The organism is Flammeovirga pectinis (assembly GCF_003970675.1).
GTDB lineage: Bacteria > Bacteroidota > Bacteroidia > Cytophagales > Flammeovirgaceae > Flammeovirga > Flammeovirga pectinis.
The window spans coordinates 2,335,706-2,348,206 of record NZ_CP034562.1; the positions used below are offsets into that span (position 1 = coordinate 2,335,706).

13 protein-coding genes are annotated in these 12,501 nt (G+C 32.1%); 12 read left to right on the top strand and 1 reads right to left on the bottom strand.

The window, feature by feature from the left end; translation table 11 throughout:
• Positions 1-10: 10 nt before the first annotated feature.
• Positions 11-343, bottom strand: a complete 333-nt coding sequence (locus EI427_RS09305) for a hypothetical protein (RefSeq protein WP_126613916.1) — start codon at positions 341-343, stop codon at positions 11-13.
• 238 nt (positions 344-581) lie between these two features.
• Here EI427_RS09305 and EI427_RS09310 point away from each other — a divergent pair, with 238 nt between their 5' ends.
• The 12 genes from EI427_RS09310 (at position 582) to bioA (ending at position 12,487) form a co-directional block, all read left to right on the top strand.
• A complete protein-coding gene (locus tag EI427_RS09310) occupies positions 582-962 on the top strand; it encodes a hypothetical protein (protein ID WP_170178435.1) in 381 nt (126 codons plus the stop codon).
• Positions 963-1,052: 90 nt separating this feature from the next.
• Positions 1,053-2,372 (top strand): porin, encoded by a 1,320-nt coding sequence (locus EI427_RS09315; RefSeq protein WP_126613920.1) that lies wholly within the window; start codon positions 1,053-1,055, stop codon positions 2,370-2,372.
• 132 nt (positions 2,373-2,504) lie between these two features.
• Positions 2,505-3,584: a BamA/TamA family outer membrane protein gene (locus tag EI427_RS09320; RefSeq protein WP_126613922.1), complete on the top strand. Its 1,080-nt coding sequence runs from the start codon at positions 2,505-2,507 to the stop codon at positions 3,582-3,584.
• 84 nt (positions 3,585-3,668) lie between these two features.
• A complete protein-coding gene (locus tag EI427_RS09325; RefSeq protein ID WP_126613924.1) occupies positions 3,669-4,145 on the top strand; it encodes a hypothetical protein in 477 nt (158 codons plus the stop codon).
• A gap of 227 nt (positions 4,146-4,372) precedes the next feature.
• A complete protein-coding gene (locus EI427_RS09330; protein ID WP_126613926.1) occupies positions 4,373-5,971 on the top strand; it encodes a phytoene desaturase family protein in 1,599 nt (532 codons plus the stop codon).
• Between the two features lie 153 nt (positions 5,972-6,124).
• Complete coding sequence (locus tag EI427_RS09335; RefSeq protein WP_126613928.1) at positions 6,125-6,319, top strand: hypothetical protein; 195 nt, start codon at positions 6,125-6,127, stop codon at positions 6,317-6,319.
• A gap of 538 nt (positions 6,320-6,857) precedes the next feature.
• Positions 6,858-7,838: a biotin synthase BioB gene (gene bioB / locus EI427_RS09340; RefSeq protein ID WP_126613930.1), complete on the top strand. Its 981-nt coding sequence runs from the start codon at positions 6,858-6,860 to the stop codon at positions 7,836-7,838.
• Positions 7,839-7,943: 105 nt separating this feature from the next.
• Positions 7,944-9,149, top strand: coding sequence for an aminotransferase class I/II-fold pyridoxal phosphate-dependent enzyme (locus EI427_RS09345; protein ID WP_126613932.1), 1,206 nt, complete (start codon positions 7,944-7,946; stop codon positions 9,147-9,149).
• Positions 9,118-9,786, top strand: coding sequence for a pimeloyl-ACP methyl esterase BioG family protein (locus EI427_RS09350; protein WP_126613934.1), 669 nt, complete (start codon positions 9,118-9,120; stop codon positions 9,784-9,786). The genes EI427_RS09345 and EI427_RS09350 overlap by 32 nt, the downstream gene beginning before the upstream one ends.
• The gene (bioC, locus tag EI427_RS09355; protein ID WP_126613936.1) at positions 9,780-10,532 is read left to right on the top strand and encodes a malonyl-ACP O-methyltransferase BioC; all 753 of its coding nucleotides are present in this window, start codon (positions 9,780-9,782) and stop codon (positions 10,530-10,532) included. The genes EI427_RS09350 and bioC overlap by 7 nt, the downstream gene beginning before the upstream one ends.
• 1 nt (position 10,533) lies before the next feature.
• On the top strand, positions 10,534-11,169 hold the full coding sequence (gene bioD / locus EI427_RS09360) for a dethiobiotin synthase (RefSeq protein ID WP_126613938.1): 636 nt from the start codon (positions 10,534-10,536) through the stop codon (positions 11,167-11,169).
• Positions 11,162-12,487 carry an adenosylmethionine--8-amino-7-oxononanoate transaminase gene (gene bioA / locus EI427_RS09365; RefSeq protein ID WP_126613940.1) on the top strand — a complete coding sequence of 442 codons (1,326 nt, stop codon included), beginning with the start codon at positions 11,162-11,164 and terminating at the stop codon, positions 12,485-12,487. Before bioD ends, bioA begins: the two co-directional genes overlap by 8 nt.
• Positions 12,488-12,501: the final 14 nt, after the last annotated feature.

Below are 12,501 nucleotides of genomic sequence, written 5' to 3' on the forward strand. Positions count from 1 at the left end.
AAGATAGAAATTAGCAACCAACAGTTATCACAAGATTTAATCCTGCTTTTGTTGTTTCTACTAGTTCTTCAGCTTCTTTGTTTGTGTAACTATCTGTAGAAGAAAGTGCATCTATAATACAGCTTTCATTACCATTTATAAAATCATACAATTTCTGATTTGCAGATAATTGCTCTTCACAGCTTGAATCTGGATTTGACATTACCGTTTCGAATGCCGAGAATTCTTCTTGAATTTCAGCTAGCATTTCTACTTCATTACAAGGAATTACTTCTTCATCAGAAGAACATGAAGCGATAAACAATAACGGGATTAGGGTTATTAATAATAAAATTTTACGCATTTGTTAAGCTTGTTTGTTTATAAAAGTTTAAAGATGCTAAATTTTAATTTACAAACAATAACAAAGTGCGTAAAACAAAGTGTACCACGTAAAGAAATCTAAAAATTTTACAATTATTCAATATCTAAATATTGTTTAACAGATTGGCTTTTTAATTATTTTCTACGTTACATTTGTAATACTTTATTACTAAATTACGTCTACCTGTTTGAATACTACAAAAAAATACAAGAAATTAATGACGCACCTATTTACAATATGGGTTGCACTCCACACACTAAATTATAGTGTGGACATTGATGCTGTATTATTTTCTCAGGTGAGCTACTCTATCGAACAAGAACAGACGTACGATAATAAAGTTGAGAGTTTTGTTGAACTTTTTGCAGATCTATTTTTTGATCAAAAGTTTGATGGTTTTGAAGACAATCCCTTTTCTCAAAATGAATCTAAAAGTGTTATTGCTAAAGTCTTTTTCAACCTTCCTGTCATCAATATAATTAATGATTACAAAGAGGTGATTTTATTGAAAAACGACGAAATAAACACTCATTACTTAGATTTTAGTTATCCGACTCCGGTAACTGATATAATCCCTCCCCCTCCGCGAGTAAGTTAAATTTCAATCCTACAGTATTTTTTTTACTGAATTTAAAGATTTGAAAATCGAAAGCTATAATACTATTTATAGACTTCTACTTACTTAATAATGAAAAAATTAATTGTATTACAGTGGCTAGCATTAATGCTCATTTCATTGTATTCAAATGCGCAAGAATCTTCTGAAGAAGAGAAAGTGCCAGAAACTAAGTTTAAGCAACAACCAGGACTTGCTAAAGCTGCTTCAAAAATATTCTATTCAGAAAAACCTTGGAGTGTTTCAGGTTTCGGTGAAATATCTATGGTCAATAGAAATAGCGTTCCTTCAGGAATGGAAGATGACATAGAATTATCCTATAATAACCTTTATAGATTTTCAACATTTTTTGGTTACAGATTTACAGACAAAATTATCTGGAATTCTGAAATTTTAGTTGAATATCTAAAAGATCCTAACGGCAATGATCATTTCGAATTTATTGTTGAAGCTTTTTTAGATTTCAGTATTCATAACTCTTTCAATGTTAGAACTGGACTTTATCCTTTAAGTATTGGATACATTAATAACAATGATGAGCCTGTCATGTTTTCATCAGTAAACAGGTCTGATGTAGAACGCATAATTATTCCTAGTACATGGATGGGATTAGGTGTTAGTTTTTATGGAGGTATCACTAAAGATTTAAATTATACGCTGGGTATAGCACAAGGCTTAGATGGGTCTTCTTTGCAAAGTGGTACTTTTATTCGTTCCGGAAGAGAGCCTCGTTTTGATTCTAATGCTTTTTCTACTTTCTCTGTTAATCCTCAGTTAAATTATTCTGGTATTAAAAATTGGACTTTAAGTGCTTCAGCTTATGTTGGTCAGGCTGGTAATAATATGGAGTTTATAAATAATAACGGCACTACAAAAACTGCTAATGCAGTCGCCCAATTGTATTCAACATATATTAAGTATACCGAAAAAAATTGGGAGTTTATGGCTTTAGCCTCTACAGGATACATGTCTGGAACTGATGATTTATACCACATTACAAAAGAAGGTTCTGGAGGTGTGGGACAAGTTATAGCCAACCAAAATGTAGGTTACTTAGTAGAAACTAGTTATGACTTACTTTCCCTATTCTCAAATAGAAGTTTTTTAAGAAAGAAAAACTTTATGATAGATCCACACGATGTGAAAATACCAATTTTTATAAGGTATGAATACATTGATACACACAAGAATTACAATCAAAAACTTCTTGATGAAAATAACGTTAACATGGTTCATTTTAATTCTGACATTATAACCATAGGCGTCAATTTTAAACCGAGAGAAGAGATTGCATTTAAAATCGATTATCAATTCAGAAATAATCGAGCTACTGGCCCATATGCCGCTCAAGAAGATAATTTACTTGAGCTAGGCATTGGATTCATTTTCTAGCCTTTAGCATCTTACTACCAACTAAAAAACCAATTAAGACCCCTTACAATTTTTATTGTTTGGGGTTTCTTTATGCTTGAAACCAAAAGTTTCTTCTATATTTGTTAAGGTATTTAACATTAACCTTCTTCAATGAAATTTTTCATAACCTTTTTTATTGGCTTCTTATTATATAACAATCAAACTTCTTTTGCCCAAATCAGTATGGGAGGTGGTTCTGGGTCAGGAACTAGAACCGACAAAAAAGTAAGTTTTATGCCTATTCCTTATATTAATTACGATAGGTCTTTAGGATTTTCTATTGGTGCACTTCCAATGGCAATGTATAACCTAAGTAAAACTGATACAATTTCTCCTTCTTCTATAACAGGGGTATTAGGAATGTACACAACAAATGAGTCTTGGTTTACAATGACTTTTACAAGACTCTATTTTAATGAAGATAAATACAGAGCAACTTTTGCCGCTGGTCTTGGTGATATAAATTTCCAGACCTATGTCAATACGCCAATTGGGGGCAACTTTATTAATTACAATACTGGAGTAAATTTTATTAAAGTCGAATTACAAAGAAGAGTGCTTAAGAACACCTATTTTGGTTTAAATTATATGTACACCGACTTTGAGAATACTTTTGACATTGTTGATAATGATACTTCTAGCGTAACTACATTACAAACAATTGGTGCTATAATTTCTTACGATAATAGAGATAATGTTTACTACCCTTACAAAGGTGAAATTGGCAACATTAATCTGGGTGTGAGTCCTGAGTCTTTAGGAAATGCATCATCCAATACTAAAGTAGAAATTGATTTCAATAAATATTTTGCTATTGGTAAAAGAGATGTTATTGCAACAAGAGCTTATGTTGGTTTTGGTATTGGAGACTTAACTTTCAATCAGCAATTTATAGTTGGACAAAGTGATATTAGGGGATATACACAAGGAAAATACAGAGGGAATGCGATGTATAATATACAAGCAGAATACCGCTGGAACTTTCATAAAAAAATGGCGATCAATGGTTTTGCTGGAATTGCTACCGTATCTGGGGCTAATGAAACAGAATTAGATGGAACCTTTTTACCCGGTGTAGGTGTTGGCTATAGATATACAGTGTTTCCTAAAAACCATATGAATGTTGGTTTAGACGGTGCTATTGGTAGAGATGATTGGGGTGTCTATTTTAGAATTGGCGAAGCATTTTAAAATGAAAATATAACTAAATTATACATCTATAATTAGTAGAACTTCGTAAATTATATCATTCACTCTATTTAGAATAAAAATACTATGTGGGAAACATTTGATATACAATCACTTTTTATCGGTTTATGTGTTGGGTTAATTATTGCCTTTCTTGTTCAAGTAAAGGACTGGATTAAACAATCAAGTTTAAAGAGTGAAATTAAAAGGTTAAAAGCTCACCTTCACGATAAATTAGAAATTGACGCTGAAGCAATAACTGGTAAAAAAGACGAAATTAATCGTTTAAAAAGAGAAAATGAAAACCTTAGGGTGACAAATAAAACTCTTTTTAGTAAGCCAGGAAGACAAGAGGTCTTAACATTCCATGCTTACCAAACAGCTATTGATAAACTTAATAGTAATATGATGGGTTTCGGACCAGCATGGCAAGATGCTTTGAAAGAAGCAAATAAAGAGATTCAAGAATATGAAGAAGGACAAAGATCCTTTGTTAAAAAAGTACTTCCCAAAGGACTATTTGGCAGTAGTAGTGCTTTTGAAATTGGAGAAGGAGATCAATGATCTCCTTTTTTTATGTCTTCTTAGTTTTAAAAATATAAAGAGGTGCAACTTTGTAAAATAAATTTACTTAAAATCCTCTCCTTCTGTTAAGAATAAGTGAGTGAAATTTCATTTATTAGATAAAATACCTTTTATTACTTCATCTATATTACTGAATATCTTGGACGTAAAGTAAATCATGCAAAACTTTACACATCCATTTCTACAACACATAAATAACTAACCAAATGCAAGAAATACCAAATGACTTCGACGCCATTATCATTGGAAGTGGAATGGGTGCACTCACTACTGCCTCTTTATTATCACAAATTAAAGGAATGAAAGTTCTACTTTTAGAAAAGCATTGGGTTTTAGGAGGACAAACTCATGAGTTCAAACGCAAGAAGTATCATTTTGATGTTGGAGTACATTACATTGGCAGTATGGATGCACGATGTATGCCAAGACAAATTTTCAACTACATTACAGAAAACAATCTAAAATGGAATAAAATGCCTCATATTTTTGAGCGTTTTGTGTACCCTGATTTTACTTTTGATGTACCCGATAATCCAAAAGAATATAAAAGTAAATTAATTTCTCAATTTCCAGAGGAAGAAGACAGTATTAATACGTATTTTAATGATGTTAGATTAGCTAAAAAATGGATGGAGTACCATTATGCTACCTCTTTCCAAAAACCTTTGATGAAATTTATTGCGAAGTTCTCCGAACCAAAAGGTGGAAAGGAATTAGCTTTAATGATTACCAAAGATTACGTAGAAAAAAGATTTAAGAATAAGCAACTACAAGCTGTTGTTTGTTCTCAATGGGGGGATTTTGGTCTACCCCCATCAAAAAGTGCTTTTGGAATGCATTCCCTTATAGTGAATCATTATTTATATGGTGGTTTTTACCCTGAAGGTGGAGCAAAAAAAATAGCTGAATATGTTATTCCAACTATCGAAAAAAATGGAGGAAAGCTACTGGTCAATCATGATGTTGATGAAATAATAATTAAAAATAAAAAAGCAGTAGGCGTTCGTGTTAAAGAAAAACACGGTAAAAATTTTACAGAAAAAACGTACAATGCTCCTATTATTATATCCTCTACTGGTTTCCATAGTACTTTCAATAAATTAGTAAAAGAACCCGTGTCTTTTAAAGAGAAAATCAATAAACTCTCTGGTGGCATGAGTGCTATTTCTTTATATGTAGGTCTAAAAAGTGATCCCTCTACCTTAGGTGTTAAAGGTGAAAATTATTGGATTGCAAATTCTTACGACCATGATGAGACTTATAATAATAGAAATTCAATTTTAACGGGAGAGGTTAATAATTGCTACCTTTCGTTCCCTACTTTAAAAGAACAAAACAACGAAAACCATACTGCAGAAATTGTAACATTTGCTGATTTCTCTTCTTTTGAAAAATGGAAAGACCTACCATGGAAAAGAAGAGGAGAAGAATATGAAGAAGTAAAAAAACGAATTTCAGAAGGTCTTCTTGATTGTGTAGAAAAGCAACATCCTGGCTTTAAAGAGCTTGTCAGTTTCCATGAGTTATCAACTCCATTAACAATGGAATCTTTTACAAGTACACACAAAGGGCGAATGTATGGTTTAGCACATACACCAGAAAGGTTTAATAGCGATTGGATAAAACCACAAACTCCTTTTAAAGGCTTATATATTACTGGAGGAGATATTTGTACTACTGGTGTTGTAGGTGCACTAATGGGAGGCGTTGCCACTGCATCTGTGATTTTCGGAACTTTTGGATTTGCCAAAAACTTATATCAAATAAAAAAATACAATACTACCCTACAAAAAGCTGATTCATAAAAAACTGAACAAGTCCGCATCAAAAACATGTGAAATTATTTGTGAATGGTTTTCAATTAAAAACTCATTAACAAGTAAACTTTGAAAAGAAAATTCACCTCTTATATTTTTGCAGCATCAATAAAAATATAAAAAACTTCTAGATAGAATTTTATGAATTTTTACAGATGGGGACTTGTTGTAACTGCAAGTATCATTGGCCTAGGAAATGTGTGGTTGTTAGACTCAGAAGATCTAAGTATCAATAATAATATATTTGAGTACATGGGTATTATTACCATGTTTGGCGTATCTACTATGCTCGTTTCTTATTCTTTTAGAACAAAAGGAAACAAGAATATATTGTAGTAACGATTTCTTTGAAAAAAGAAAAACCTAAAACAAATAGTAAAAAACTGACTTTACTTATCAAAAGTATCTAAAGACTTACTTACTTTGCATCTGAATTAATCTTTAAAATTCAAGCAATGGTATTTTTCAAAAGATGGTCACGTAAAAATTATGCAATATTTAATTCTCTTAAAAAGGAGATTCAGTATTGTATTCTTAACGTGAACTTACATTTAATTGCTCCTGCTTTTATACAAGAATTTACGGTTGATAAAGTTGATTATGGGGAATCAGAAGACGATGACCCTCCAACTAATGAAGAACTCCTTCTTGTTATATCACCCTTGAGCATACGTAGTGAATCTTTAGTTAGTAGTCAGTTTTTTAATAATTCACGCATTTTGTGTTTTATCCAAAAACTACGTACATACTATTTTTCTCTACCCCTTACATTTAGCCGTTCTAGGCTAATTACAACTCATTACATTTCATGTTTTTTTTCGAACGACAAAATCGTAATGGGACAATTATGTACTATTTAATCTAACACACAGAAATGCAAGCAATTATTAAAAACGATTGGACAAGAGCTGAAGTAGCTGACATTTATAACATGCCTTTAATGGAGTTAATGTATAAAGCAGCAACAATTCACAGAGAATTTCAGAAAACCGGAGAAGTACAAGTATGTACTTTACTATCTGTAAAAACAGGTGGTTGCAAAGAAGATTGTAGCTATTGCTCTCAATCTTCTAAATATAGCACTCACGTTAAGCCACAAAAATTAATGGCTACTGAAGATGTTATCGAAAAAGCAAAACAAGCCAAAGACAACGGTTCTACAAGATTTTGTATGGGTGCCGCTTGGAGAGAAGCAAGAAGCAACAGAGACTTTGAGCGAGTTTTAGGTATGGTTGGAGAGATCAATGAAATGGGTATGGAAGTTTGTGCAACACTTGGAATGTTAAGTGAAGAACAAGCTGAACAACTAAAAGACGCAGGTCTTTATGCATACAACCATAACCTTGATACAAGTAGAGAATATTACGATAAAGTAATTACTACACGTACTTTCGATGATCGTTTAGATACAATTAAAAACGTTCAAAAAGCTAAAATTTCAGTTTGTTCTGGTGGTATTATCGGTTTAGGAGAAACTGATGCTGACAGAATTGGAATGTTACATACTTTAGCTTGCTTACCTACTCACCCAGAGTCTGTACCTGTAAATGCGTTAGTACCTGTAGAAGGTACTCCAATGGAACAAAATAAAATGGTTTCTACTTGGGAAATGATTAGAATGATTGCAACTGCTCGTATTATTATGCCAGAAGCAATGGTTCGTTTATCAGCAGGTAGAACAGAAATGAGTACAGAAGCACAAGCATTGTGTTTTATGGCTGGAGCCAACTCTATTTTTGCAGGAGACCAACTCCTTACTACTCCTAACCCTGAAGAAGATATCGACAAATTAATGTTCGATTTATTAGGTTTAACGCCAAGAGCATCGTTTAAAAAAGAAACGGAACTAGTATAAATAATTTATCACGTAGGAATTCTGATATTTCTACGTGATGTTTTTATTTTTCTGGAGTGATTCATTTTAATCACTGCACTTACTGTTATATCAAATTTTTTGAACATGAACATCAGCCAACAACTTGATTCATTCAAAGAGAATGAGCAATGGCGTTCATTAAAAAATATTGACCGCCAACATCATGGAAAAATAAAGAAAGACGGTATTCTACTCGACAGTTTTATTTCTAATGATTACTTAGGAATAGCTTCTGATCAAGACCGTTACTTTAGTTTTCTAACTACTTTACAAAATTCCAATCAATTTAATGGATTTGGAGCTGCATCATCTCGATTATTAGAGGGTAATGCTTCTGTTTTTGAACGTTTTGAGCAAAAAGTCGCTACATCATTTCAAAAAGAAGCATGTCTATTTATGAATAGCGGCTACCATGCTAATATTGGTGTTTTATCAAGTATTCCTCAAAAAGGGGATCTAATTTTATCAGATAAATTAAACCATGCCAGTATTGTAGATGGTCTTAAATTAAGTAATGCACATTTTGAACGTTACAAACATTTAGATTACACTCATTTAGAGCGTCTACTTCAAAAACATAAAGATCATTTTAATAGTATTTTTATTGTTAGCGAGGCATTGTTTAGCATGGATGGTGATACTGCAAACCTAAAGGTATTATCACAACTAAAAGAAAAATATAATGCTCACCTTATTATTGATGAAGCACATAGTATTGGGACTTTTGGTAAAAATGGTTTAGGTATTTGTGAAGAGAGTGGTGTTCTAAACCAAATTGATATAATAGTTGCTCCTTGTGGGAAAGCACTTGGTGGTGTAGGTGCAATAGTTGTTTTGTCTCAAGAATGGAAAGACTTCTTGATTAATACTTCGAGATCATTTATTTATACCACTTCTTTACCTCCAATTAATGTAGAATGGTTAGCATATAATTGGTCGTATATACTAAATCAAAAAGTACTTAGAAATAGGTTAACACAACTCGTTACCTATTTCAAAAAAGAATGTCTTAAAAGAAATCTTCCTGTTTTATCTGATACGTACATACAGCCTATTATTGTTGGAGATAATGAAACGGCAATTTCGTTGGCCAATTATTTAGAAAGTGAAGGTATTTATTGTGCACCAATTCGTAATCCTACTGTTCCAAAAAACACAGCAAGATTACGATTATCTATCACTGTAAACCATACAGAAACATTAATAGATAAAGTACTTGATCTAATTTCAGACTATCTACTTACTAAAAAAACTGAACATGAAAACACATTGGTTAAAGAAGGAAGGTAATGACACTGTTGTTATCTTTTTTGCAGGATGGGGACAAACACCCTCATTTTTTTCCACTTTTGAAGCAAAAGAAAAAGATGTTTTAATGGTTTACCACTACTCAAACATTGCATTTGATAATGTGATAAATGAGATAGAAAATTATAAAAATAAAGTTATTGTAGCGTGGTCATTTGGTGTGCATGTTGCTGGATTATTTTCAGAGTTTATTCCTGTAAATCAGTTAATCTGCCTAAATGGGTCATTTACACCAATAGATGATAAAGAAGGTATTCCAAATGCTATTTATCAAGGTACTTATGACCAACTCACAGAAAATAGTTGGAAGAAGTTTGTGTTCAGAATTTGTGGAAATAAGGAATTATCAGATCAATTTCTACAGGTATCAGATAGAACCATCGAAGACCTCAAGGAAGAACTTTATTTTTTAGGACAATTACCAAAAGTAAACACTATTCCTTCTGTTGATATTGCTATAATAGGAAGCAAAGACAGAATTTTTCCTTCTAAAAATTTAGAAAATCATTGGACTAATCGGGTTGAACATTTAATAGTTGATGCCGTTCCACATTTTGGTTTTTCAAAATATACAAACTGGGATTCTTTAATTAATTGTAAAGCTGAAGCAACATGGTAGTTGATAAAAAGAAAGTAGCCTTACGTTTTGGACAAAATGCAGGTACATATAATCAAGAAGCTTTTATACAGAAAGAGATTACTGAAGAGTTATATCAGAAAATAATTTCTATTGATAAAAACTTTGACAGTTGCTTTGAAATAGGTTGTGGCTCAGGTTTTCTTACTAAGAAATTAAAAAATCATATTCTAGATTCTTATGCTGTGAATGATTTAGATTCATCTTGTACGCATCAACTTTTAAAAGAAAATAACTTGACTTTTATAGGAGGTGATGCAGAAAAAATTGATTTCCCACAGAATAATGCAATAATAGTTTCCACCTCTGCTTTACAATGGATGCAGAATATTTCTGTGCTATTTCAAAAAATCAATCAGAGTTTAAATAACAATGGAGTACTTGCTTTCTCTACTTTTGGTTTAGAAAATTTCCGACAAATTAAAGGAATTTTAAACCAAGGACTTACCTATTATTCTATTAATTTTTGGAAGAAGCATTTAGAAAATGAAGGTTTTGAAATATTGTCTGCTTGGGAATGGAAAAAAGACTGTCTTTTTAAAGATGGAACTGCTGTTTTAAAACATATAAAGAAGACGGGAGTGAGTGGTTCTAATTCTTCATCAAAGACTTGGAATAAAAAGACATTACAGGCATTTAATAAGGAGTATGCACAGTATTTTAGTAATGACATCAATGAGGTTTCATTAACCTATCATCCTTTATTTTTCATCGCTAAAAAGAAATAACATGAACATATTTATAAGTGCAATAGGAACAGATAGTGGAAAAAGTGTTGTTTCTGCAATTTTTACAGAGGCTTTAAATGCTGATTATTGGAAACCAATACAAGCTGGATTTCCGACAGATACAGAAACGGTGCATCAGTTACTTCCTACACCCAAGGAGAAATTAAAAGAAGCGTATTTACTAAAATATCCAATGTCGCCACATGCGTCTGCTAGAAAAGAAGGTATTCACGTGAAGCTCGATGCTATTCAATTACCTCAACATACTAAAGAAAATTTGGTTATTGAAGGAGCTGGAGGACTAATGGTTCCTTTAAATGATGAAGATTGTGTAATTGATATTGCAGAAAAACTAGACTTACCTCTTGTATTGGTAAGCAATACGTATTTAGGGAGCATCAACCATTCTTTATTGTCTATTAGAGAGATAAAGAGACGTGGTTTGAATTTACTCGGTATTGTTTTTAATGGAGAGAGAAATGAGGATACAGAAAGAATTATACTAAAACATGCTCAAGTTCCATGTTTATTTAAAGTACCTCAATTAGAAGAAGTTTCTCCTGCAGTAATAACAAATTTAGCCAATCAATTAAATCAAACACTTAGTCAACATTTAAATGTATCAATCCATGAATAACCTAACATTAGCAGAACGCGACAAACAATATATTTGGCATCCTTTCACTCCTCAAACTTTAGCACCTCCACCCCTGCCTGTAAAAAGTGCTAAAGGGTCTAAAATCATTTTAGAAGATGGCACAGAAATTATTGATGCTATTTCTTCTTGGTGGGTAAACATTCATGGACATGGTAACGAAGAACTAGCAGAAACTATAAAACAACAAGTTCTTAATCTAGATCATATTATTTTTGCAGGTTTTACACATGAGCCTGCTGTTCAATTGGCAGAAAAATTGATGCCACTCTTACCTGGGGAATTCTCTAAAGTATTCTTTTCTGATAATGGAAGTACATCCACTGAAATAGCTATAAAAATGGTTATTCAGTATTTCTATAATATTGGAGAAACAAAAAGGAAAAAAGTAATTGCCATAAAAGGCTCTTATCATGGAGATACATTTGGTGCTTTATCGATGGCTGATAGAAACCCCTTCTCTGCTCCTTTTGATGATTATCTTTTTGATGTTGACTTTATCCCATTTCCTACAGAAGAAAACTGGGAAGAAGTGAAAACACAAATGCAATCACTTTGTGAAACAGAAGAAGTATGCGGGTTCATTTTCGAACCACTTGTACAAGGAGCATCAGGAATGCGTATGTACAAAAGTGAATGGTTGGATGATTTAATTGGAATTGCACAGAAATACGGAACACTCTGTATTGCTGATGAAGTAATGACAGGTTTTTATAGAACAGGAAAACTCTTTGCAACAAATCACCTTACTAAAAATTCTCCAGATATTATCTGTATGTCTAAAGCATTAACTGCTGGATTAATGCCGTTAAGCTTAACCATCTGTACCGAAAAAATATACAGTGCTTATTTAGATGATGACAGGTTAAAAACATTCTTTCATGGACACTCTTTTACTGGAAACCCAATTGCTTGTGCTTTAGCCGTAAAAAGTCTAGAAATGCTACTTAGTAATGAAAGACAAGGTCAGATTACTAATATTATAAATAGACATACTGAGTTCGGTGAAAAGGTTAAAAAGACCAAGTTTTGCAAATCGGTGAGACAACAAGGTACAATCCTAGCAATTGAATATGATACAGAAAAAGAAACCTCTTATTTTAATTCTATAAGAGATGAACTATATGATATATTCTTAAAAAGAAATTTATTATTACGTCCCTTAGGTAATACAGTTTATATAAATACTACTTATGTGATTTCAAATAGTGAGTTAGATGAAATTTATGACGGGCTTTTTGATGTATTTGAAATTGGTATAGTAACATACAAAACAAATAATTTAGTCTCAACTATTTAAATGTGTATTCTATA

What these genes read in the sequence shown, in the direction of transcription:
- EI427_RS09305 (WP_126613916.1), bottom strand. Translation starts at nt 343, where the DNA reads ATGCGTAAAATTTTATTATTAATAACCCTAATCCCGTTATTGTTTATC.
- EI427_RS09310 (WP_170178435.1), top strand. Translation starts at nt 582, where the DNA reads ATGACGCACCTATTTACAATATGGGTTGCACTCCACACACTAAATTAT.
- EI427_RS09315 (WP_126613920.1), top strand. Translation starts at nt 1,053, where the DNA reads ATGAAAAAATTAATTGTATTACAGTGGCTAGCATTAATGCTCATTTCA.
- EI427_RS09320 (WP_126613922.1), top strand. Translation starts at nt 2,505, where the DNA reads ATGAAATTTTTCATAACCTTTTTTATTGGCTTCTTATTATATAACAAT.
- EI427_RS09325 (WP_126613924.1), top strand. Translation starts at nt 3,669, where the DNA reads ATGTGGGAAACATTTGATATACAATCACTTTTTATCGGTTTATGTGTT.
- EI427_RS09330 (WP_126613926.1), top strand. Translation starts at nt 4,373, where the DNA reads ATGCAAGAAATACCAAATGACTTCGACGCCATTATCATTGGAAGTGGA.
- EI427_RS09335 (WP_126613928.1), top strand. Translation starts at nt 6,125, where the DNA reads ATGAATTTTTACAGATGGGGACTTGTTGTAACTGCAAGTATCATTGGC.
- bioB (WP_126613930.1), top strand. Translation starts at nt 6,858, where the DNA reads ATGCAAGCAATTATTAAAAACGATTGGACAAGAGCTGAAGTAGCTGAC.
- EI427_RS09345 (WP_126613932.1), top strand. Translation starts at nt 7,944, where the DNA reads ATGAACATCAGCCAACAACTTGATTCATTCAAAGAGAATGAGCAATGG.
- EI427_RS09350 (WP_126613934.1), top strand. Translation starts at nt 9,118, where the DNA reads ATGAAAACACATTGGTTAAAGAAGGAAGGTAATGACACTGTTGTTATC.
- bioC (WP_126613936.1), top strand. Translation starts at nt 9,780, where the DNA reads ATGGTAGTTGATAAAAAGAAAGTAGCCTTACGTTTTGGACAAAATGCA.
- bioD (WP_126613938.1), top strand. Translation starts at nt 10,534, where the DNA reads ATGAACATATTTATAAGTGCAATAGGAACAGATAGTGGAAAAAGTGTT.
- bioA (WP_126613940.1), top strand. Translation starts at nt 11,162, where the DNA reads ATGAATAACCTAACATTAGCAGAACGCGACAAACAATATATTTGGCAT.